Annotated in this window: 18 protein-coding genes; 4 read left to right on the top strand and 14 right to left on the bottom strand. The window is 67.7% G+C overall.

The genetic code is table 11. The annotated features are described in order from the left end of the window. Positions 1 to 255 precede the first annotated feature (255 nt). The 3 genes from ZRA01_RS00720 to ZRA01_RS00705 all read right to left on the bottom strand — a co-directional run bounded on the left by ZRA01_RS00720 (position 256) and on the right by ZRA01_RS00705 (position 5,594). Positions 256 to 1,641: a DNA recombination protein RmuC gene (locus tag ZRA01_RS00720; protein ID WP_170182862.1), complete on the bottom strand. Its 1,386-nt coding sequence runs from the start codon at positions 1,639 to 1,641 to the stop codon at positions 256 to 258. Positions 1,642 to 1,681: 40 nt separating this feature from the next. After that, complete coding sequence (locus tag ZRA01_RS00715; RefSeq protein ID WP_141348824.1) at positions 1,682 to 4,159, bottom strand: ABC transporter permease; 2,478 nt, start codon at positions 4,157 to 4,159, stop codon at positions 1,682 to 1,684. Positions 4,160 to 4,424: 265 nt separating this feature from the next. Further along, positions 4,425 to 5,594: a M20 aminoacylase family protein gene (locus ZRA01_RS00705; RefSeq protein WP_141348822.1), complete on the bottom strand. Its 1,170-nt coding sequence runs from the start codon at positions 5,592 to 5,594 to the stop codon at positions 4,425 to 4,427. Between the two features lie 87 nt (positions 5,595 to 5,681). On the opposite strand from ZRA01_RS00705, the gene ZRA01_RS00700 reads away from it, so the two are divergent. The 3 genes from ZRA01_RS00700 to ZRA01_RS00690 are packed head-to-tail and all read left to right on the top strand — an operon-like array spanning position 5,682 to position 8,663. After that, entirely contained in the window at positions 5,682 to 6,602 is a 921-nt protein-coding gene (locus ZRA01_RS00700; protein ID WP_141348821.1) for a histone deacetylase family protein, read from the top strand. A gap of 30 nt (positions 6,603 to 6,632) precedes the next feature. Continuing rightward, the gene (locus tag ZRA01_RS00695) at positions 6,633 to 7,475 is read left to right on the top strand and encodes an AAA family ATPase (RefSeq protein WP_141348820.1); all 843 of its coding nucleotides are present in this window, start codon (positions 6,633 to 6,635) and stop codon (positions 7,473 to 7,475) included. Positions 7,476 to 7,484: 9 nt separating this feature from the next. Beyond that, positions 7,485 to 8,663, top strand: a complete 1,179-nt coding sequence (locus ZRA01_RS00690) for a vWA domain-containing protein (RefSeq protein WP_141348819.1) — start codon at positions 7,485 to 7,487, stop codon at positions 8,661 to 8,663. A 100-nt stretch (positions 8,664 to 8,763) separates the two neighbouring features. Here ZRA01_RS00690 and ZRA01_RS00685 read toward each other — a convergent pair whose 3' ends face one another. After that, a complete protein-coding gene (locus ZRA01_RS00685; protein ID WP_141348818.1) occupies positions 8,764 to 9,534 on the bottom strand; it encodes an oxygen-binding di-iron domain-containing protein in 771 nt (256 codons plus the stop codon). Between the two features lie 166 nt (positions 9,535 to 9,700). Here ZRA01_RS00685 and ZRA01_RS00680 point away from each other — a divergent pair, with 166 nt between their 5' ends. After that, positions 9,701 to 10,255 carry a hypothetical protein gene (locus tag ZRA01_RS00680; RefSeq protein WP_141348817.1) on the top strand — a complete coding sequence of 185 codons (555 nt, stop codon included), beginning with the start codon at positions 9,701 to 9,703 and terminating at the stop codon, positions 10,253 to 10,255. Between the two features lie 78 nt (positions 10,256 to 10,333). Here ZRA01_RS00680 and htpG read toward each other — a convergent pair whose 3' ends face one another. The 10 genes from htpG to xrtA form a co-directional block, all read right to left on the bottom strand. Further along, positions 10,334 to 12,253: a molecular chaperone HtpG gene (gene htpG, locus ZRA01_RS00675; RefSeq protein ID WP_141348816.1), complete on the bottom strand. Its 1,920-nt coding sequence runs from the start codon at positions 12,251 to 12,253 to the stop codon at positions 10,334 to 10,336. 81 nt (positions 12,254 to 12,334) lie between these two features. Beyond that, positions 12,335 to 12,886, bottom strand: coding sequence for a transcription elongation factor GreB (gene greB / locus ZRA01_RS00670; RefSeq protein WP_141348815.1), 552 nt, complete (start codon positions 12,884 to 12,886; stop codon positions 12,335 to 12,337). A gap of 69 nt (positions 12,887 to 12,955) precedes the next feature. After that, positions 12,956 to 14,380, bottom strand: a complete 1,425-nt coding sequence (locus ZRA01_RS00665; protein WP_141348814.1) for an oligosaccharide flippase family protein — start codon at positions 14,378 to 14,380, stop codon at positions 12,956 to 12,958. 88 nt (positions 14,381 to 14,468) lie between these two features. Next, positions 14,469 to 15,554: a glycosyltransferase family protein gene (locus ZRA01_RS00660; protein WP_141348813.1), complete on the bottom strand. Its 1,086-nt coding sequence runs from the start codon at positions 15,552 to 15,554 to the stop codon at positions 14,469 to 14,471. Positions 15,555 to 15,618: 64 nt separating this feature from the next. Next, on the bottom strand, positions 15,619 to 16,599 hold the full coding sequence (locus tag ZRA01_RS00655) for a glycosyltransferase family 2 protein (protein ID WP_141348812.1): 981 nt from the start codon (positions 16,597 to 16,599) through the stop codon (positions 15,619 to 15,621). Beyond that, positions 16,596 to 17,753, bottom strand: a complete 1,158-nt coding sequence (locus tag ZRA01_RS00650; protein WP_141348811.1) for an ulvan lysase-like protein — start codon at positions 17,751 to 17,753, stop codon at positions 16,596 to 16,598. The genes ZRA01_RS00655 and ZRA01_RS00650 overlap by 4 nt, the downstream gene beginning before the upstream one ends. 37 nt (positions 17,754 to 17,790) lie before the next feature. Next, positions 17,791 to 18,639: an AAC(3) family N-acetyltransferase gene (locus tag ZRA01_RS00645; protein WP_141348810.1), complete on the bottom strand. Its 849-nt coding sequence runs from the start codon at positions 18,637 to 18,639 to the stop codon at positions 17,791 to 17,793. Beyond that, positions 18,636 to 20,051: a glycosyltransferase gene (locus ZRA01_RS00640; RefSeq protein ID WP_170182861.1), complete on the bottom strand. Its 1,416-nt coding sequence runs from the start codon at positions 20,049 to 20,051 to the stop codon at positions 18,636 to 18,638. The genes ZRA01_RS00645 and ZRA01_RS00640 overlap by 4 nt, the downstream gene beginning before the upstream one ends. After that, positions 20,044 to 21,312, bottom strand: a complete 1,269-nt coding sequence (locus ZRA01_RS00635; protein WP_141348808.1) for a glycosyltransferase family 4 protein — start codon at positions 21,310 to 21,312, stop codon at positions 20,044 to 20,046. Before ZRA01_RS00635 ends, ZRA01_RS00640 begins: the two co-directional genes overlap by 8 nt. Continuing rightward, a complete protein-coding gene (gene xrtA, locus ZRA01_RS00630) occupies positions 21,309 to 22,805 on the bottom strand; it encodes an exosortase A (RefSeq protein WP_170182860.1) in 1,497 nt (498 codons plus the stop codon). The genes ZRA01_RS00635 and xrtA overlap by 4 nt, the downstream gene beginning before the upstream one ends. Positions 22,806 to 22,844 lie beyond the last annotated feature (39 nt).

Raw genomic sequence — 22,844 nt, 5'->3', positions numbered from 1 at the left:
CTTCTTTGGCGACGCAAAGAAGTAACCCGCCCGCCGGGGCGTAGGCGGGGTTTCGCGAAGCACCGCTTCGCGCCGCCGCAGCCGGCCGGGTGTGCAAACCCGGCCGTGGATCGGGACCCGGCCAATGTGACGCCAAACAACGGAAAGCCGTTGCTCCCCATCAGCGAACCGCAATCATCCCGGCCGACGGAACGTCAATCAACGGAAAGCCACTGGTCTCCATCAACGAACAGCCGCCATCGCGGAAAAATATCGTCAGCCCTCCCCCGGCAACCCCACCGGCAACTCATCCAGCTGCGCCGCCTCGATCTTCTGAAAGTGCGCGGTGATCTTGCGCGACGAGGTCTGCACCTCGGCCACGTCTTCCCCCGCCTGGCGGATGTGGGTGGCGAGCTTCTGCATGCGCTCGTCGAAACGGTTGAAATCCTTGGCCAGCTTGCCCAGGGCGTCCTTGATGACGTGGATCTGCTTGCGCGTCTCGACGTCCTTCAGCACCGCCCGGGCGGTGTTGAGCACGGCCATCAGGGTGGTCGGCGAAACGATCCACACCCGGCGGCTCATGGCGTAGGCCACCACCTCCGGGTGGTAGGCGTGGATCTCGGCGAACACCGCCTCGGCGGGGATGAACATCACCGCGCCGTCGGAGGTCACGTCGGGCAGGATGTACTTGCCGGCGATCGCATCGACGTGCTTCTTCACGTCGCCGCGGAAGGCGCCCTGGGCGGCGCGGCGCTCCAGCTCGCCAGTGTCGGCGGCAAACATGCGGTGGTAGTTCTCGAGGGGGAACTTGGAGTCGACGATGACCATGCCGGTGGGCTCGGGCAGGCGCAGCACGCAATCGGCGCGGGTGCCGTTGGGCAGGGTGTATTGGAAATCAAAGGCCTCGGGCGGCAGCGCGTTGCGCACCAGGGCCTCCAGCTGCACCTCGCCGAAGGCGCCGCGGGCGCGCTTGTCGCCCAGGAGCTCCTGCAGGCTGACCACGTTGGTGGTGAGGTCGCCGATCTTCTTCTGGGCCTCGTCGATGGTGGCGAGGCGGGTCATCACGCTGGTGAAGGTCTCGTTGGTCTTGCGGAAGCCTTCATCCAGGCGCTGATTAACGTGGCCGCTGATCGCCTCCAGGCGCTCGCCCACGGTGCGGTTGAGGGCCTCGAAGCTGCCAGAGAGCTGCTCGGAGGCGCTCTTGAGGCCGCTCTGCAAGAGCTCCCGGTCGGCGCGGGCGTGCTCCGAGAGGGTCTTGAGGGTCTCGGCGAGCATCACGCTGCGCAGCTTCTCCTGGCCGGACGCGAAGGCGTTGGCGAGGTCGGCGAGGCGCAGCGTGGTCTCCTCCTTGTTGGCGCCGAGCTGGCCGACGAGGGCCAGATGCAGCTGCTGCAGGGCCTGGCGGGAGGCGGCCTGCTCGGCGTCGAGGCGGTCGCGCAGGTTGTCCACCTCGCCGGCCACGAGGTCGATGACGCGGTCGCTGGCGGCGGTGGTGGCGCTCTGGATGTCCCGCAGCAAGCCCAGCTGCTGCTGGGCAAACTGCGCGTCCATGCGCTGGCCGAGGCGGCCCAGTTGAAGCACCAGCCAGCCCACGGCGACGAGGGTGACGGCAAGGGCGGCGATGAGCCAGGGCAACAGGCTGGAAGCGGATTCGGGGTTCATGGGCCCGAGTATACCGGCGGCCCGGCCGCGCGCCGCGCCCTCAGGTGAGCGCGCGCAGGCTCTCGAGGGGCGGCCGCGACAGCAGGTGGCGGGTGCCCAGCCAGCCAGCCAGCATCACCACCAGGCAACCGGCAACAGAGCCTGCCAGCACCGGCAGCAGGCTGGGCGCGTAGGGCAGCTTGAACACGAAGTGCCCCAGCGCCCAGCCGATGCCGGTGGCCCCGACCCCGGCCAGCGCCCCGGCCACCAGCCCGAGGGCCGCAAACTCGGCCAGCAGCGCCCCCCGCAACTGGCGGTTGCGGGCGCCCAGGGTGCGCAGGATGGCGAGCTCCTTCTCGCGCTCGTCGTGGGTCGCCTGGAGTGCCCCGAGGAGCACCACCACCCCGGCCACCACCGCAAAGCCGAAGACAAACTGCACCGCGCCGATCAGCTGCCCGACCATACCCTGGATCTGCCCGATCACCGCCGCTACGTCGATCACCGTAAGGTTGGGGAAGGCTGCCACCAGCCGGTTGGCAAACTCCATCTGCGCCGCGGGCAGGTAGAAGCTGGTGATGTAGCTGGCCGGCTGGCTGTCGAGCATGCCGGGGGCTGCGATCACGAAGAAGTTGACCCGCATCGAGTCCCAATCCAGCTTGCGCAGGCTGGTGATGCGCGCCTCGCTGCGCACGCCGGCGATCTCGAAGGTGAGCACGTCGCCCAGCGCCAGCCCCAGGGTCTGGGCGAGGCCCTGCTCGACGGAAAACTGGGGCGCGGTATCGGCCCCGTGCCAGCGCCCCGCCACCACGCTGTTGCCGTCCGGCAGGCGAGTGTCGAAGGAGAGGTTGAAGTCGCGGTCCACCAGGCGCCGGGCGCGGTCGTCGGCGAAGTCGTCGGGGCCCACCGGGCGGTTGTTCACCTGCACCAGCCGGCCGCGGATCATCGGCTGCAAGAGCGGCGCCGGGCGCCCGTCGTCGGCAAAGAAGCGCCGCAGGGGTTCCAGCTGGTCGGGCTGGATGTTGATGACAAAGCGGTTCGGTGCATCGGCCGGCGTCGACTGGCGCCAGTTGTCGAGGAGGTCGCTACGCACCAGCGTGAGCAGCAGGAGCGCCGTGAGGCCCATCCCCAGCGCCAGCACCTGCACCAGGCTCGCCACCGGCCGCCGCCGCAGCGCAGCCAGGCCGTAACGCCAGCCGCTGCCGGCCACCGCCCGCAGGTGGCCCAGCAGGCCCAGCACCAGCCACGCCACCAGCCCATACACGGCAAAGGCCAGCGCAAAGCCGCCCACCACCCAGGCCCCGAGCAGCCAGTCGCGGGCGATCGCCACCAGCAGGCCGGCCAGCACCAGCGCCCCGAGCGCCCAGGCCAGGCCTTCCCGCGCCGCCACGCCGTTCCACTCGCGGCGCAGCACGCGCAGCGTGGACACCCGCCCCAGGCGGATCAGCGGCGGCAGCGCAAAACCCAGCAAGAGCAACAACGCCACCGCCATCCCGTGGGCCACCGGCCAGCCGCCCGGCGCCGGCAGCGGCACCCCGACCAGCCCGCCGAGCAGCCCGGCCAGCACGAACTGCACCCCGAAGCCGAGGGCGCAGCCGACCACGCCGGCCGCCAGGCCCAGCAGCACGAACTCTCCGATGAAGAGCCCCATCAGCTGCACCTGGCGTGCCCCCAGGCAGCGCATCACCGCGCAGCCGTCGAGGTGACGCTCGACGAAGCGCCGGGTCGCCAGCCCCACCGCCACCGCCGCCAGCACCACCGCCAGCATCGCCGCGAAACGCAGGAAGCGTTCGGCCCGGTCGAGCACGGTACGCACCTCGGGGCGGGCGTTGTCGACGGTCTCGAGGCTCTCGCCGCGCTGCAGGCGGCCCTTGGCCCAGGTTTCGAAGCGCGCCACCTCGGCCGGATCGCCGGCCACGTGGAGGCGGTAGAAGGCCCGGCTGCCGGGCTGGATCAGCTGGGTGGCCGGCAGGTCGGCGGCGTTGATGATGAGCCGCGGCAGCAAACTGAAGAAGTTGGCACCCCGGTCCGACTCGAAGCTGAGCACCGCCGCCATGCGCAGGCGCGAGGCGCCGAGCCCCACCGTGTCGCCCACCTTCGCCCCCAGCGCGCTGGCCAGCCGCTCGTCCAGCCACAGCTCGCCGCGGGCCGGGATGCCCGGCGCCGGCGCGTCCGGCTGGTTGAGCCCCGGCGCGATGCGGATCGAACCCCGCAGCGGGTGGCCGTCTTCGACCACCTTGACGCCGGCCAGTTGTGCCCCCTCGCCTACGGTCGCCATGCTGGTGAAGCTGGCGCTCTCCACGCTCCGCAGGCCGCGCCGGGTGGCCTCGGCGCGCCACTCGGGCTTGAGGGCGTGGTCGGCCACCAGCACGATGTCGCCGCCGAGGAGCTGGTTGGCCTCCAGCTTGAGCGCCCGGGCCACCCGGTCGGTGAAGAAGCCGACGCTGGTGAGGCTGGTCACCGCGATGATCAGCGCCACCAGCAGCAGACCGAGCTCACCGGCCTTGAGGTCACGGCGGAGCATGCGCAGGGAGAGGAGCATTTTGGGGAGTGGGAAATGGGAAATGGGAAGTGGGGGGTGGGGAGTGGGGGCGCGGTTATGGCCGGTGTGCGCTGGCGGCGGGGCTTGGGGAGGTGATGGGGGCGTGGTGTCGGCCGGGTTGCGCTGGCGATGAGGCAGCGCTGGGATTTCAAGGGCAGGCGGGGCACGGGAGGCCGAGCAGCCTCGTGCCCCCCGCTACCCACTACCCACTACCCGCTACCCACTACCCACTACCCACTACCCACTACCCACTACCCACTACCCACTACCCACAAGCCAGCCAGCGCTGCGCCAGGCGCACCCAGTAGGCGACGCCGTAGGGGATGGCTTCGTCGTTGAAGTCGTAGTGGGGGTTGTGCAACGTGCAGCCGCCCTCCCCCGGGCCGTTGCCCAGCCAGATGTAGCAGCCGGGTTTCTCCTGCAGGAAATACGAAAAATCCTCGGCGCCCATGCTGGGCTTGGGGTCGATCAGCACGTGGGCCTTGCCGCACACCTCGGCCGCCGCCTGGGCGCAGAAGTCGGCCTCGGCGTGGCTGTTGATGGTGGGCGGATAACCGCGGCGGTATTCGAAGTTGACGTTGGCACCGAAGGCCGCGCCGATGCCGGCACAGACGCGCTGCATGGCGTCCTCGACCTGGGCCCGCAGCTCCGGCCGGAAGGCCCGCACGGTGCCGCCGATGCGGGCCACGTCGGGGATCACGTTGTAGGCGTCGCCGGCATGGAACTGGGTGACCGACAGCACCGCGGCGTCCTGGGGGTCGGCGTTGCGGCTGACCACCGACTGCAGGGCCTGCACCAGCGCCGCGCCGGCCAGCACCGGGTCGACGCCCTGGTGGGGCATGGCGGCGTGGGCGCCGTGGCCGCGGACTTCGATGTCGAAGCGGTCGGCGCAGGCCATCACCGAGCCGTGGTGCACGGCGATCTGCCCAAGGGGCAGGCCCGGCCAGTTGTGCAGGCCGAACACCGCATCCATCGGGAAGCGCTCGAACAGCCCGTCGGCGATCATCGCCGGTGCGCCGCCCTCGCCTTCCTCGGCGGGCTGGAACAAAAAATAAACGGTGCCGTCGAAGTCGGGCTTTGCGGCCAGCTGCGCCGCGGCGCCGAGCAGCATCGCGGTGTGCCCGTCGTGGCCGCAGGCGTGCATGCGCCCGGCGTGGCGGGAGTGATGGGCGAAGTCGTTCTTTTCCTGGATCGGCAGCGCGTCCATGTCGGCGCGCAGGCCGATCGCCCGCTTGCTGCTGCCGGCCCGCAGCACCCCGACGACGCCGGTCTGGCCGACGCCGCGATGGGTTTCGATACCGAGGGCTTCGAGGCGCTCGGCCACCAGCGCGGCGGTGCGGTGCTCCTCGAAGGCGAGTTCAGGGTGGGCGTGGATGTCACGGCGGATGGCGGTGATCTCCGCGTGATCGGCCCGGAGAGAATCCAGAAGGTGCATGATGCGTCCCGAGAAACGGCCCATGGGCCCGAATGAATTAATGATAGCAGCGCCTGCGCCTGCCGCCCCACCCGCAACGACTCCGCCATGAAGCTCTTCTACGCCGACCACTTCGTGCTGCCCCTGCCCACCGGACACCGCTTCCCGATGGAAAAATACGCCCGCCTGCGGGAACGCCTGTTGGCGGGCGGCGTTTTCACGCCGGGCGACTTCCATGTGCCGGATGCCGCCAGCGACACCGAGATCCTCCGCGCCCACGACGCTGGCTACCTGCAGCGGGTGATCCGCGGCAGCCTGGCGCCCGCCGAGGTGCGCCGGATCGGCTTTCCGTGGTCGGAGGCAATGGTGGAGCGCTCGCGCCGCTCCGCCGGCGCCACCCTGGCCGCCTGCCGGGCGGCGCTGGCTGATGGCTGCGCCGCCAACCTGGCCGGCGGCACCCACCATGCGTTCCGCGACCGGGGCGAAGGCTTTTGCGTGTTCAACGACGCCGCCATCGCCGCGCTGGCGATGCGCGCCGAGGGCCGCGTGGCACGCATCGCGATCATCGACTGCGACGTGCACCAGGGCAACGGCACCGCGGCCATCCTCGCCCGCCAGCCCGAGTGCTTCACCTTCAGCCTCCACGGCGCCCGCAACTTCCCCTTTGAGAAGGAAACCAGCGACCTCGACGTGGAGCTGCCCGACGACACCGGCGACACGGGTTACCTCGATGCCCTCGACGCCGCGCTCCCCACCGTCTTCGCCCGCGCCGCGCCGCAGCTGGTGATCTACCTGGCCGGCGCCGACCCCTTCGCGGGCGACCGGCTGGGCCGCCTCAAGCTCAGCAAGGCCGGCCTCGCCGCCCGCGACGAGCTGGTGCTTTCCGAATGCCGCCGCCGCGGCCTGCCGGTGGCCATCGCCATGGCCGGCGGCTACGCCCGCGACATCGACGACACGGTGGACATCCACGCCGCCACCATCTCCACCGCCGCACGCCTGTTCCGCCAGCCGGCGGCAGCCTCGCTATAATCGACCCAGACCCCGCCAAGGACATTACCCATGCGTTTCGAAGGCTCCGACAACTACGTCGCCACCCCCGACCTGATGCTGGCGGTGAATGCCGCCATCCGCCTGCAACGGCCGCTGCTCATCAAGGGCGAGCCGGGCACCGGCAAGACCATGCTCGCCGAGGAAGTCGCCGCGGCCCTCGGTATGCCGCTGATGCAGTGGCACATCAAGTCCACCACCAAGGCCCAGCAGGGGCTTTATGAATACGACGCGGTGTCGCGCCTGCGCGACTCCCAGCTCGGCGACGACAAGGTCAAGGACATCGGCAACTACATCGTCAAGGGCACCCTGTGGCAGGCCTTCGAGGCCGAGCAGCCGACGGTGGTGCTGATCGACGAAATCGACAAGGCCGACATCGAGTTCCCCAACGACCTGCTGCGCGAGCTCGACCGCATGGAGTTCCATGTTTACGAGACGCGGGAGACCATCAAGGCTCGCCACCGGCCGATCGTCTTCATCACCTCCAACAACGAAAAAGAGCTGCCCGACGCCTTTCTGCGGCGCTGCTTCTTCCACTACATCAAGTTCCCCGATCGGGACACCATGCAGCGCATCGTCGATGTGCACTTCCCGGGCATCAAGCAGGCGCTGCTCAAGGAGGCGCTGGAGGTCTTCTTCGGGCTGCGGGAAGTCCCCGGCCTCAAGAAGAAGCCATCCACCTCCGAGCTCATCGACTGGCTCAAGCTGCTGGTGGCCGAGGAGATCCCGGTCGAGGCGCTGCGCTCGCCCGACCAGAAGGCCAGCATCCCGCCGCTGCACGGCGCGCTGCTCAAGAACGAGCAGGACATGCACCTCTTCGAGCGGCTGGTTTTCATGGCCCAGCGCAACCGCTGACGCGCGGCCATGCTCATCGACTTCTTCCTGCACCTCAAGGCCCGCAAGCTGCCGGTGTCCACCAAAGAGTTCCTGACCCTGCTCGAGGCCCTGCAGGCCGGCCTCGGCGGGCACAGCATGGAAGACTTCTACTTCCTCAGCCGCAGCACGCTGGTCAAGGACGAGTCCCTCTTCGACCGCTTCGACCAGGCCTTCGGCGAGTACTTCAAGGGCGTCGAGCAGATCCCCGGCCTCGATGTGGACCTTCCCGCCGAGTGGCTAAAGGCAATGATGCAAAAGCACCTCAGCCCCGAGGAGCGGGCCAGGCTCGAGAAGCTCGGCTGGGACACGCTGATGGAAGAGTTCAAGAAGCGCCTCGCCGAACAAAAAGGCCGCCACGAGGGCGGCAGCAAGTGGGTTGGCACCGGCGGCAGCTCGCCCTTCGGCAACAACGGCTACCACCCGGAGGGCATCCGCGTGGGCGGCGAATCGGCGGGCAACCGCACGGCCGTCAAGGTGTGGGACCAGCGGGAATACCGCAACCTGGACGACTCCGTCGAGCTCGGCACCCGCAACATCAAGGTTGCCCTGCGCCGGCTGCGCCGCTTTGCGCGGCAGGGGGCGCCGGACGAGCTCGATCTGGATGGCACCATCGCCGCGACCGCCCGCAACGCCGGCTGGCTCGACTTGATGATGCGCCCCGAGCGCCACAACGCGGTAAAGGTGCTGATCTTCTTCGACGTGGGCGGCTCGATGGACGACCACATCAAGGTCTGCGAAGAGCTCTTCTCGGCCTGCCGGGCCGAGTTCAAGCACCTCGAGTACTTCTACTTCCACAACTGCGTCTACGACCATGTGTGGCGGGACAGCCACCGCCGGCACTCCGAGCGCACCCCCACCCTCGACGTGATCCACAAGTACGGGCCCGACTACAAGCTGATCTTCGTGGGCGACGCCACGATGAGCCCCTACGAGATCCTGCAGCCGAACGGGTCCATCGAATACAGCAACAACGAGGCCGGCGCGGTGTGGCTGCGCCGCCTCGGCGACGCCTACCCGTCGCTGGCCTGGCTCAACCCCGAGCCCGAGCGCAGCTGGGACTACCGCCAGTCGATCGGGCTGATACGCAAGATATTGGGCGAGCGGATGTTTCCGCTCAGCCTAGACGGACTCACCCGGGCCATCACCCACCTGTCGCGCAAGCAGTAAAACGGCACGCCTTCAGGCAAAGGCGCGCGCCGGGCTCTAAAGGAAACGCGGGGCCGCCCCGAGTTTCCTTGACCCCCACGGAGCCCGGCCCTGGGGGCGCTCAAGGCGCCCGGTAGTTGCTCTGGGTCATCAGGTCGACGCCGCACTGGAGGGTCTCGATCCAGTCGAGGAAGCGATTGACCATCACCTTGCCCTCGAAGCGGCAGCCGTGCTGAGGCACGATCATCTCGACATCCAGCTGGCGCACCATGTTCACCCAGAAGCGGCAGATCTTGTTGGAGATCATGTAGCGGCGGTGAAAGCCGATCATCGTCAGCACGTGGTCGTCGAAGTCGCGCACCGGCTGCGCGGCCTGGCTATGGTCGACCAGCGAGGCCCCCATGTCGCCCGAAAAGAGGATCTTCGAGACCGGGTCGTAGAACTGGAAGTTGCCCTCCGAGTGCATGAAGTGCGCCGGCAACGCCTTGATCTTGCTCTGGCCCAGGGGGATGTTCATGCCCTCGTCGGGGATCCCGGCGATGCGGTGGGTGTAGTCCTTGCCGGTGGTGAAATGGGGAATGAAGCGCGTCCACAGCCGCGAGATCATCACCTTGCAATGAGTCGCCACCATCCATTTGTTGAGGGATGCGATGATGTCCGGGTCGGCGTGGGTGGCAAAGATATAGTCCAGGTCACGCGACGGGAAGAAGCGCTGCATCGCCATCAGCAAGCCGGAGTAGGTCATGTTGCCGCCCGGATCGATCAGGGCCCCGTGCTGCCCGTCGACGATCAGAAACTGGTTGCACTGGACTGCATGATCAGCCTCCTCGTCCACCAGATCGTAGAAGGCCAGGCAGGCGTGGGTTCCGTTGTTGAAGAGTTCGACAGCCATGGGGGCGGGGATTTATGAGTTGTAATGGTTCGCAACTTTAGCCGACTCCCAGTGCCCAATCCAGGTAACCACCGACGAGATTGACCCCGGTCAAACTAATTCCTCGTCACCTTTTTGCTTTTCGGGTATTTTTGCCGTTTTGCTTTGCACAAAAAGAGGCGCGTCCTTGAGCAGATCACTCCTTATCCTGGCCCTTCTGGGCAGCCTTGCCGTCCTCCCTACCACTGAAGCCCTGGCCCTCGACCGGGGGAAGACGGCGGGTGCCGGCGCAGCGCGCCAGGCCACCAGCCGCCAGGCCGTACCTTTCGGCGGTGCGTATGCGCCCAGCCAGGCCGGCAAGCGGCCCCAAGACCTGCAGCGCCCGGGCGCAGGCAACTGCGGCCCGCGTGCAAAGGCCGGCGCGGGCCGGGTCACCCGCCAGGACGCGGCCGGCAAGGTTCATGTATTCAACGACCCCGCCGGGCTCGCGAACCGCAACGGCAACATCTACGCCGACTGCAATGCTCCCCGACCCACGATGCGCCCCGGCAGCAAGGCGGCCAAGCCGGCGACGGCCTACAACCGCAGCACCAACACCCTCAAGGCGGCCAGGGACGGCTACATCAACCGCTCCGCCACCAGCGCGATGATGCCGCGCAAGGCGCCGTCGATGTACGACCCGGCCACCGGTGTGCTGCGCCCACCCAAGAAGCTCAACGACTACCAGATCTACCAGCAGTAAACGCACAACGGGGGCGCGCCCTGCGGCCCGCCCCCGTCCGGTCTGCTAGCGGGGGTTTTGCACCCCCGGAAGGCCGGCTCAGTTGGTGTTCATCGCCAGCATCAGCTGGTTGATGCGCTTCACGAAGCTCGCCGGATCATCCAGCGTGCCGCCTTCGGCCAGCAGAGCCTGGTCGAACAGCACCGCAGCCCAGTCCTCGAACTGCTTGTCCTCGTATTTAAGGCGCAGCACCACCGGGTGGGTGGGGTTGATCTCGAGGATCGGCTTGGAGATCGGCATGTTCTGGCCAGCGGCCTTCATCAGGCGCGCCAGGTTCATCCCCATGTCGTGCTCGTCGGCCACCAGGCAGGCCGGCGAATCGGTCAGGCGGTGGGTGACGCGGACTTCCTTCACCTTGTCGCCCAGGCTGCTCTTCATCTTGTCGAGCAGATCCTTGAGCTCGCCGGTCTCCTTCTCGACGGCGGCCTTGTCGGATTCGTCTTCCAGCGAGCCCAGGTCGAGGCCGCCCTTGGCCACCGAGGCCAGCTGCTTGCCGTCGAACTCGGTGAGGTTGCCGACCACCCATTCATCCACCCGGTCGGACAGCAGCAGCACCTCGATGCCCTTCTTGCGGAAGATCTCCAGGTGCGGGCTGTTCTTGGCGGCGTTGAAGCTGTCGGCGGTGACGTAGTAGATCTTGTCCTGGCCTTCCTTCATGCGGGCGATGTAGTCGGCCAGCGACACGGTCTCGTCGGTGGTGTCGGCCAGCGTGGAGGCGAAGCGCAGCAGGCCGGCGATCTTCTCCTTGTTGGTGTGGTCCTCGCCGACGCCTTCCTTCAGCACCTTGCCGAACTCCTTCCAGAAGGTGGTGTATTTGTCCTTCTGGTTCTCGGCGAGGTCTTCGAGCAGGCCCAGGACCTTCTTGGTGCAGCCGGCGCGCAGGGTGTCGATGTCTTTCGATTCCTGCAGGATCTCGCGGGACACGTTGAGGGGCAGGTCGTTGGAATCGACGATGCCGCGCACGAAGCGCAGGTAGAGCGGCATCAGCTTCTCGGCGTCGTCCATGATGAAGACGCGGCGCACGTACAGCTTGACGCCGTGGCGGGCAGTGCGGTCCCACATGTCGAAGGGCGCGTGGCCGGGCACGTAGAGCAGCTGGGTGTATTCGTGGCGGCCTTCCACCTTGGAGTGCGTCCAGGCCAGCGGCTCTTCGTAGTCGTGGCCGACGTGCTTGTAGAACTCGGTGTATTCCTCGTCGGTGATGTCGGCCTTGGCCCGGGCCCACAGGGCGTTGGCCTTGTTGACGGTCTCGTCCTCGTCGGTGACGACCTGCTCCTTCTTGTCCTCGTCCCACTGCTCCTTCTTCATCACGATGGGCTGCAGGATGTGGTCGGAGTATTTCTGGATGATCGAGCGCAGCTTCCACGACGACAGCAGGTCGTCCTGGTCGTCACGCAGGTGCAGGGTGATCTCGGTGCCGCGGGCGGCCTTGTCGATCGGCTCGACGGTGTACTCGCCGGCAGTGTCGCCGGTCATCGAGCATTCCCACTGCACGCCCTCGGCGGCGGCCAGGCCGGCGCGGCGGGTGCGCACCGTCACCTTGTCGGCGACGATGAAGGCCGAGTAGAAACCCACGCCGAACTGGCCGATCAGGTGTGCGTCCTTCTTCTGGTCGCCGGTGAGCTTGCCGAAGAACTCCTTGGTGCCCGACTTGGCGATCGTACCCAGGTTGGTGACGACCTCGGCGCGGCTCATGCCGATGCCGTTGTCGGAGATGGTCAGGCTGCGGGCGGCCTTGTCGTAGGCGACGCGGATCTTGAGCTCGGCGTCGTCCTCGAACAGGCCGCCGCTCTCGAGGGCCTCGAAGCGCAGCTTGTCGCAGGCATCAGAGGCGTTGGAAACCAGTTCGCGCAGGAAGATCTCGCGGTTGGAGTACAGCGAATGGATCATCAGGTGAAGCAGTTGCTTCACTTCGGCCTGGAAGTTCAGGGTTTGCGCGGCGGCTTGCTCGACGGTCATGAAACGGACTCCAAGGAAACGAAAGACAGTCACCCATATGGGTACGCCCCGCCCCGTTTCAAGAGCCCGCCATCACGCAACTCACTCGTAGCGGATTTCCACCACTTCGATCTCGCGCAGCCCGGCCGGGCTGGCAAAGCGGATCACGTCGCCCTCGCGGGCCTTGAGCAGCGCCCGCGACAGCGGCGCAATCCAGCTGATACGCCCCTCGGAGGCATTGGCCTCGTCGACACCGACGATCTGGTAGGTCTGCTCGTTCTCGCCGTCGCCGTCGCAGACGGTGACGGTCGCGCCAAAGAACACCTGCTCGGTGTTCTCCTGCTCGGAGGGCGTCACCACGATGGCAGTCTCGAGGCGCTTGATCAGGAAGCGGATGCGCCGGTCGATCTCGCGCAGGCGCTTCTTGCCGTAGATGTAGTCGCCGTTCTCGGAACGGTCGCCGTTGGAGGCGGCCCAGCGGATGGTCTCGACGAGGCGCGGGCGCTCGTCGCGGACCAGCTGGTCGAGCTCGGCCTTGAGGATCTCGAAGCCCCGGCGGGTCATGTAGTTACGTGTGCCGGGCGGCAGGCTCGGCGCGCCGGGTGGGGCGTCGTCGTCGTCCTGGTCGCTTTCCTTGACGAAAGCCTTGTTCACCTTCGAAAACTCCGGGGCATGGGCGGGTTGCCATCTTAGAAGCCCCCCGCCGCCTTGACAAGCGAGGCCTCAGGCCCGCGATCGACGGAGGGCGCGCAGCTCACCCGCCAGCGGGTGGCGGAGGGCGAACAGCAGCGCGCCCCAGGTCACCATCGCGGTCGCTCCGCCCACCAGCAGATTGACGGACGGCTGCACGCTCCCGATGAGGCTCAGCACTCCGAACGAGACCAGCACCGTCCCTGCCGCGACATACACGGCCGGCAGCAGCCCCAGGGTGAGATCGCCCCACGACGCACCGGCCACTTCGTTAGCCTTGGCGATGCTGTAGGTGGCGAGGCCCACGTCAGCCAGCGCCACCGCCCAGGCGACCCACGACAGGCCCCACGAGGAGACCGCAAACACCATGGCCACCTTGAGCGGTTGAAAGATGGCGTTCATGCGTAGGTTGGTGCCGATCTGCCCGGACCCGACCAGCACCGCGCCGGAGATGTTGGCCAGCGCGATGCAGCCGAAACCGACTGCCATGATCTGCATGGGCGGCGCCGCGGACTCCCACTGGACACCGTAAAGCACGAGGATCAGCGGCTTGGCCAGCAGCACCAGCATCGCAAAGGCCGGCAGCGCCACCACCGCCAGGTAGGAGATGGCCGTCAGGTAGGGCTCGCGGATCGAGGCATCCTCCCGCGCCTTCTTGGCGTAGTAGGCGTTGGCGACCGGCACGATGCCATCCACCAGTGCCCGCAGCAGCATCGAGGCGGCGCCGAAGCCGCGGCTGAAGAAGGCCACCGCCTCGAACCCGAGGGTGCGGCCGCAGATCAGCTCCGGCCCACCCTGGCCAATGTCGTACAGGAAAGTGCTGCTGCTCAGCTTGAAGCCGGCCGAAAAGACATGCCGCCATTCCCGCAGCCCCGGCAACCACGACTGCCCGGGGAAACGGAACCACAGCAGCACGACCGACGACAGCAGCGTGCTGGCCACCGCGCCCCAGGCCAGGCTGATGAAGCCGAAGCCGGCCCACGCCAGCCCGATGGCCGTGGCGTTCTGGACCACGCAGCACGCCAGGTTGATCTGGAGCGTCTTCGCAAAATCCATGTTGCGCACGAGCAGCGCCATTGTCACGGAGCCGAAGGGGATGATGACGAAGTTGAGTGCCAGCACCTGCATCGTGAGGGTCACGCCGGGCTCGGCGTAGAACCGCCCGGCCCAGTCGGCGAACACGGCCAGCACGGTGGCGATCGACAGGCTGGCGATCCAGACGATGGCCTGGGCGCTGCGCAGCCGATCGCGGGTGAGGTCTTTTTCCTGGACGATGTAGTTGGCCACGCCGAAGTCGCGCACCACGTGCGAGAAGGCGACGATCACGCTGCCGATCGAGAAGATCCCGATCTCATGGGGCGTCAGCAGGCGCGCGATGAGCAGCGAGGACATGAACTGGATCAGCAGCGTGCCGTTGCGCTGGGCGAAGGACAGGAACAGGGATTTTCTTACACTCACGATGGGTCACCTGGAGCTGGGCGGACGCCACCGTCACCCGCTCGGGCAACGGTGGGCATGGCGGACGCGGACGCCCGACGCAGAGCGCTCATCGCGCCGCGCGGCGGCCGCGGGCCAGGACCTCGGCCGCCTCGCGCGCGATATCGGACCACTCGTGGGCGTCGGCGAAGCGGGCGGCGGCGGCGGCGGCCCGCGCCGGGTCGGCGTCGGCGGCGTCACGCATGCGCTGCGGCAGCTGGCGTGCACCGTCGGCCGGGTCGTAGGAGAACACGAAAGGCTGGTCGGCCATGTCCTGGAACACCCCGAGCCGCGGCACGATCATGGGCTTCCCGAAGGTGGCCGTCAGGTGCAGCGTGCCCGAGGTGTAGATGTCGGAGTAAGGCGTGACGATGGCGTTGCTTGCCGCCATCCAGAGCAGCACCTCGTCGTCGGGGATGTCCAGCGCGCCGATCCGCAGCTGCACCCGCGGGTCGTCCCCGGCGAGGGATCGCAGGCGCTCGGCGTATTCCTGCGACGGGCATTGCCCGAGCACCACCAGCAGCGCGTCCCGCCCCTCGACCTTCCTGACCGCCTCGATCGCGTCGTGGGCGCCCTTGTAGGGCGAGATACCGCCGAACAGCAGGTAGATGAAGGCATCGGGCGGCAGGCCCAGCGCAGCCCGGGCTGCCGCCGCGGTGGGGATCTGCGGATAGACCGGCCGGTAGTTGCCGTGGGGCACGACGAACACGCCATTCTGGCGATGGAACACCCGCCGCATGTCGTCCACCGCCCGCGGGAAGTTCACGAACACGATGTTCACCGAGTTGACGAACAGCAGCCGGGCCAGCCGGGCCTTCCAGTCGCGCTTCCGGTTGTGGGGGTAAAGGTTGTGAGCCGTCCAGATGACCTGATAGCCGAGGGCGCGGGCCAACCAGATCTTCAGCACGAAAACCGCCAGCCGCGCAAGGGAGACCGTGCCGTCAGGCTTTTCGTAGAGCCCGCCGACCCAATGGAAATGCAGGAAATCGATTTTCCCGCGCTGCTCCCTCAGCCACTCCTGCCCGAAGTGACCGGAGCGGACGTAGCGCACCCCCGCCGCCTCCAGGTGGGAGTACAGCAGGCCCAGGTAGGGGTTGCCATCGAACGGGTTCGGGAAGGAGCTGATGCTGAGCGGTCTCGCTTGATCGTTATTCATGCTGGTCGTGCTTCGCGAAAGTCCGGGCGGCCGTCGTTGGCGCGGTCGGTGGCCGCCTCTGTTGTCATGACGCCCGCGGAGCGAAGCAGGCCTTCGCCGCGTGCACGAGGTGCGCTCCGGCGGAGGACCATTGCCAGGCCTTCAGGTAAGCGCCAACCGACTTCGCCCTCTCGCGGCGACGGCGATAGAGCCAGCCGAGGTCGGAGTAATAGTGGGCGATCCGCGCCTTGAGGGCGTCCTGATCCGCCTGCCCCATGCGCGGCTGAACCCGCTCGAAGGCCTGGGTCATGTAGATCAGCATGTCTTCCTGCACCTTGACCTGGTTGCGGGTGATGTTGGTGCCGTGCTGACGATAAAAGGACAGGATGCGGTCGACATAGATCATCCGGCCCTCCAGCCCGAGGCGCACCCACAGGTCGTTGTCGTCGCAGACCTGGTAACGGGTGTCGAAATACAGGCAGTCCCGAGGCACGCGGTCGACGGCGATCATCACCGAGATCGTGTGGATCGCGGCGTAATGCACCACCTGAAAGGCAAAGAAGTTCTCGTCGCAGCGATAGACGTCGGGCTCGAGCAGCGTTTGATGCGCCGCCGCCTCGCTGACGAAGCGCTCGAGGTAGCAGTTGAGGGGCGCGCCGCCCTCATCGACCAACTGCACCTCATGGAAGGCGGCGACGCAGTCCGGATTGGCCTCGAGCAGCTTCACCTGGGTCGCGAGCTTGTCCAGGTGGTAGTAGTCGTCGTGATCGAGGAAGCACAGATAGCGGCCCCGCACGTGCTCAAGGCCGGTGTTCTTGGTAACCGCCGGCCGGCCGCCCCGGGTTTCCCGGCGGATCAGCCGGACGCGAGCGTCGTCCCTGGCGTAGCCCTCGATGATCGCGACCGTATCGTCGGTGGAGCAATCGTCCACCAGGATCAGTTCGAGGTTGCGGTAAGTCTGCTGGAGCACCGACTCGATCGCTGGCCTCAGAAAGCGGGCGCTGTTGTAGCAGGCAACGATCACGCTGACGAGCGGCCCCTGGTCCGGGAGCGTACTCGCGGTCATTTGTAGAGCGCCCCCTGGCGGTTGGCGCTGTCCATCATCAGCGCGTCGGCATAGAACTTGGTCGCCCAGTTGGGGTACTGCCACGGATGGTAGCCGCCGTTGATCGGGTGGGAGCCCTTGATGCCGCCGATCCTGGCCTCCTCCTTGTCCGCAAGCAGCTGGGTTTTCTTGACGAAACCGAGGATCCGGGCGGTGGCGTCGCGATAGCGCGCATCGCCGGTGATCTGGAACAGGCGGCCCCAGTTGATGCCAAGCTGGCAATCACCGGTGAGGCAGGACCACTTGACGGTGGGTTTCCAGTCGGCGTCGAAGCGGCCCGGCAGGAAGCCATCGGCCGGCAGGGCCGCGACCATCGCGTCGCCGATCTTGCGGGCGGCCAGCACGAAGTCTTCGCGGCCGGCGTAATCGCCGATCTCGAGGAGGCCGCGCATGGCATAGGCGATGGTGTGGGTGAAGGGCTGGGAGCTGTCCTGCAGGCAGTTGGTGTCGAGCCAGCCGTTGGCCCGCGCCTGGGTGAGGGCCCATTCGCAGTTGCGCACGGCGGCGTCGAGGAAGCGCTTGTCGCCGGTGATCTGGTGGGTGCGGGCCAGGCTCCAGGCCGAGCGGGTGTTGTAGGTGTTGATGTCCTTGCCGGTCATCGGGGAGCCGAACTTACGCCAGCAGCCGTCGTCGTCCATGATGTCGCACAGCCAGGTCGAGGCACGCACGGCGGCGTCGCGGTAGCGCTCGTCCTGCTCTTCCTCGAAGGCGCGGACCCAGCCGAAGATCACCTGCCCGGTGTTGAACACCGTCGGCTTGTCGGAGTCGCCGAGGGCACCGGCCAGCACGCCACCGCCGGGCAGCTGGATGTCGATCTCCCAGTCGGCCATGCGACGGGCGCGGGCGCGGCAGTCCTGGTCACCGGTGATGGCCGCATAGCGGTAGAGGGTCGGGATGATGTAGCCGGTGGTCTCCGGGTAGGAGGGCGCCCAGCGGCGGGAACGCACCAGCCAGGTCTGGGCCACGCCGCCGTTGCCGGTAACGTCCTGGGCACGCTTGAGCCAGGCGATGGCTGCGTCCAGGTGAATGCGGTTGTCGGCCGGGGCGGTCAGGCCGAGCCCGAGGGTGTCCTTAAGGATGAGACGCTTCTGGCGAAGGGTTTCACTGATGCTCATGATGATTTCCAGGATTGATTCAGGGTGTTCTTGATCTTCAGGCGACGGCTGCCTGCGGGGTGTCGAAGAAATGCTTGCCGCTGGCCACGAAGCGGGCCGACTCGCTGCTGTGGTCGGCTGCGCGGATCCAGGTGAGGACGGTACGGCCGATGCGCTCGGCGTGCAGCACGCCGCGCTTCTCCAGGTGCTCGACGAGCCGGGCCTCACGGCGCAGGCGGTTGGCCTCGGCGGCCAGCACGCGGACGGCGCAGTCTAAGGGCTGCCCGTTGCGATCGATCACCACACCAGCCACCGGCTGCGGCTCGTAGAGGGGGAAGGGCAAGGTGTCCGCCAGCTGATCCTCGACGAAATGGGTGTAGGTGAAGGTGGCGAACGGCGCATCGAAGCCGAGGATCAGCGCGTCCCGGGCCAGCAGGCGGGCAAACGGCGAGGCATCACCGAAGGAGCGCTCCGCGCGCTCGTGGCCCTCGACGAAGGCCGCCGCATCACGCCCCCAGGCCAGCAGGGGGTGGCTGAGGCTGAGGCTGCGCTGGACGCCCTCGCTGCGCCGGAAGACCTCGGACACCAGTCCCATCATCGACGGGCTGCGCAGCACGTTCATCGGCTTGCCCTTGGCGAGCCACTGGGCCGAACTCATGTTGTGATAAGGCATGGAGGGCATCACCAGCAGGCCACCCTCCCCCACCGCGGCCTTGAGGGCGCGCACCACATCGGCGGGCTTGCCCTGAAAACCGTTATGCGGCCGCCAGGACGAATGAAACATCAGCGTCGAGCCGGGTGTGACGCCGATCTTGCGCAGGCGGGTGACCAGCTCGTCGGGCCCGTAGGCCCAGATGGTGCGCGCCGCCTGGGCCTTGGCCCAGTCCTTGAGGGTCGAGAGTTTCATCGCACGGGCGCTCCGTTACGGCCGCCGACGACCTCATCGAGCAGCTTGGCGAGCCGCGCGGTGATCGCCTTGCGGTCGAACTGGGCGAGGTAGGCGTCGTCGGAATCGACCTTCTCGGGCACCGGCCTGACCAGCCACTCGCGGAGCATCGCCTCGCAGGCCTCGGCCGATTCGGCCGGCACCGCGCGGCCGAGGCGCGCCCGCTCGATGATCTGCTGGGTGGCACCCGGGTCGCACAGGGCGAAGATCGGGCGCCGCACCGAGACATATTCGAAGAGCTTGCCGGGGATCACGCCGTCGGAGGTCTCGCCGGTGTCGACGATGAGCAGCAGGTAGTCGCAATTGACCTGGGCGTCCATCGCTTCGGCGTAGGACACCTCACCGGCGAAATCGTAGAGGTGGGCGATGCCGTACTCGGCGATGATCTGGTCGTAACGCTTGCGGATCGCCGGCTCGACACCACCGAAGATGCGCACCCGCGCCCGGGCGGCCAGCGCCGGGTCACTGCGGTGGATGCGCCCGAGGGCCTCGGCAAAGGCGTAGCCACGGCGGTTCTTGAAGAGCCGGCCGGTGTACACGAACTCGACGGTCTCGCCGGTGAACGGGCGGGTGCGCTGGCGCTCACCGTAGAGTTCGGTGTCGTAGCCGTTGGTGAGGGTCTCCCAGCGGGCCTTGAGCTGGGGGTGCAGGCGCTGCATGTAGGCGGTCTTGGGCTCGGAGACGGTGACGATCACGTCGGCCTCCCGCAGCAGGCGGCGCTCCATGCGCAGCTCGATCTTCTTGCGCCACTCGGGCACCCACTCGCGCAGCACATCGCCATACCACAGGTCGCGGTAGTCGGCGATCCACGGCAGGCCGGTCTCGCGGCGCAGCGCGTGGCCGACGAACATGCTCGAGAAGGGCGGGAGGGTCGTGTAGACCGCGTCGATGCGCCGCTCGGCGCACAGCTTGCGGGCCACCTTGAGGGCTTCGTCGGCCCACAGACGGAAGTCGTCGGGCACATCCACGAAGCTGCGCAGCACCCAGCGCGTCATCGCGTGGGCGTGGTCCATGAGCCCGCCGGAGGGCGCCGTGGCCACCGGAGCCGCCACCGCCACCGCAGCGCCGGACGCGGTGGCAGCGCTGACTGACGGCGCTGCCGGCTTGCGCCCGAGCAGGCGCTTGACCGCGTTGGCGATCTCGTCCTCGCGGTTGCGGATGGGCACCCGGACGACTTCGACGCCGTCGACGATCTCGGCCATCAGGGACGGATCGTAGTTGGGCTCGGTGCCGGAGGGCTTGAGGGTAATGACGATCGAGCGCCAGCCATGCTGGCGGAGCTGATCGACAAACTTTACGGTGCGGATGCGCCCAATCGTCTTGAGCGGCGGAAACTCGCCCGCGATCACCAGCAGGGTGCGCGGTTCAGACATTTTTTTCTCCCGTTTGCTGCAACTTCCGGCAAAGGTCCTGGAACAACCGGACCCGGTTTTCCCAGCTGTTGGCCTGGGCGTGCCGGAGGGCGCCGGCTTCGAGCCGGCCGCGCAAGGCATCGTCGCCGAGCACGCGCTTGATCGCCTCGGCGATCTCTGCAACGTTTTCGCCATTCACCAGCAGGCCGCTCTCACCATCACGCACCGCCTCGACGGCGCCGCCTGCCCGCCCACCGATGACCGCCCGACCGCAGGCGTTGGCTTCGAGGAAGACCAGCCCGAAACCTTCGGTATCCCCATCGGGCATGGTCCGGTTGGGCATCACGAACAGGCTGGCGCTGCGGTAGGCCGCGAGGAGCTCGGCATCGTCGAGCGCCCCCGCGAGGGTGATCGAAGCGGCGGCGGGCGAGGCATCTGCCATCGCCTGCAACTCCGCCCGCTGCGGACCGTCACCGATGATCAGCAGGTGCGCGTCGGGGTGGGCTTGATGCACCTGCGCCCAGCCGGCGATGGTTTTGTCGAAGCCCTTGCGGGGCACCAGCCGGCCGACGGCGACCACCAGCCGCTTGCCGACCAGGCGCAGACGCGCCCGCAGCGCCCCGTCGTCGGGGCCCGGCGAGAAGCGCCAGGTATCGACGCCGTTCTCGATGAGGCAGATCCGCTCGGGACGCACCCCCATCTGCTCGATGAGCGCCTGCCGGGTGAAGCGGCTGACCGCGACCACGGCGTCGGCTCCCCGCAGGTGCTCGCCGCGGCGGCGCCCGAAGGAGCCTGCGCCCAGGCGCTGGGTGATCTCTTCACCGTGCACGTAGAGCACCATCCGCACGCCGAAGAAGCGCCGGCAGAACTCACCCAGCCAGGCGGTCGAGACCAGCTCGCCGATGCAGATCACGCCGATCCCGTGCTCGCGGATGAGCCGACGTACCGTGGCGACGATCTTCAGGCGGAGCGGAATATCGATCGTCAGGTAGCGCCAGGCCGAGACCAGCTTGTTCGCCGGCGGCGGCGCCATCTCGGGGCGCAGCAGGTCAAGCCGGTGGATCGGAAAGCCGCAGCGCGCGTCGTGCTCCTTCCAGCCGGGGATCTCAATGCCGTCCTGGTAGTGGCGCCGGGTCGCCAGCGCGACCATCTTGCCGGGCGGCGCGAAGCGGCAGAGGTTGGCGTAAACGGTGGCGGAACCGCCCTGGATGGGGGTGAAGATGCTCGCCACCATCAGGCATCCCTTGTCACCCGCGGTATCGGTGGTCGTGGCTGCGCTCACTTGCCGCCCTCCGCCGTGCGCTGGAGATCCGCCAGCACGCCGTCAAGGCGTTCGGCGGCGAAGGCTTCAGTCTTCAGACGCGCCGCCTCGAGATTGTCCTGGCTGTACATGGTCAGGATGATCGCGGCCGAATCGTCACCACGACCCCGCAGGCGAGACAGCGCCTCGTTCAGCTTGGCGACCGCATCGCTGGGTGTCGTGGTGCCATTGACCCAGTAGACCTGATAAACAGCCGCGTGGCGCCCGCCCTTGACATAGCCCTCGAGGCGCACCTGCGGCACGGTGGCGCTGTCGCGCCGGACCGTGCTGGAGGTGGACCAGCTCCAGTCGTGGCTGGGCTCCACCATGTTGCTCACGTTGATCAGCTCGGCGCCCTGCTCCTGCTGGCGGAAGTAGGCGATGAAGACATCTACCGTCTCGCCGTCACGGGTCTTGTAACGCGCCTGATGGACGGCCCGCGCGCCGGGGAAGCTGGGGCGAATGCCGTCGGCGTCCGAGCTGTCCCGCTCCAGATCGGAGAGGGAGTCGAAACGCAGCTGGGGCGTCTCGGTACTGCTCGTCCTGGCCGTGAGGGCCTCTGCCGAACGCGCGATGCCCGGTGGAATCGCAGCCGCGAGCACACTCGCCGCAAGCATCACGGCGAGCGAACTCCCCGCCATCGCCGGGCCACCGCGGGGCACCTCCGGCTGGGGATCACGCCAGCGGGCACCTACCGCGAAGCCGACGAAGACCGCGATCCCGAAGATGATCCAGCCAAGGGCCAGGTGGCTGACACCCATGCCCCACTCGTTGTTGGAGTGGTGAGCCACCATCACGATCACGTAGGCGCGCAGCCAGTTGGCCAGCAGTGGCATGACCACCGACCAGACCATGAACAGCACCCGCTTGTGGGTCTGCGTGAAGGTGAGGTAAGCGAACACTGCACCAATGAAGATCGAGCTGAGAAGATAACGGATGCCGCCACAGGCCTCGACCACCGACCAGCGCCCGCTCGGGATCACGAAGTTTCGCCCCTCCTGGAATACCGGCACCCCCGAGTGGCGCAAGGCGACCACCGTGGCATCGGCCGTCCAGTTCATCAGGACCGGCAGCGCCTCCTGCCCGAACGGCACCGCAAACACCAGGAAGCTGATGGGGCCTGCCGAAACCCGGGCCGCCCTGTCGCCACCAACCGCCCAGACCGTGCAGAAGATCAGGAAGACCACGGAAAACTGCACCACCGCCGCAACGGAGGTCAGCTCACCGACCATCGCCACCAGCGAGCCCAGCACGAGCGCGGCAAAGCCCCTGGCGGACGGCCGGTAGGCGATCGCCGCAAGATGCGGCCACTTGGTCCAGAAGAGGTAGGCGACGACCGCCAGCACGATGTAACCGTGGGCGTGGCTCGGCAGGGTCTCCCAGGCCACCAGGACCATCTCGACGTAAGGGCGGAAGACCAGCAGGAGCAGGGTCCACACCACGAGGATCAGGCCCCAGGCGAGCCCTCGGCTCACTCCACGGCGGCCCCCTGCCGCATGATCTTCCATGCCGGG

It is taken from the genome of Zoogloea ramigera, from assembly GCF_006539865.1.
Lineage (GTDB): Bacteria > Pseudomonadota > Gammaproteobacteria > Burkholderiales > Rhodocyclaceae > Zoogloea > Zoogloea ramigera.
This window is presented reverse-complemented; position numbering and strand designations above follow the sequence as displayed.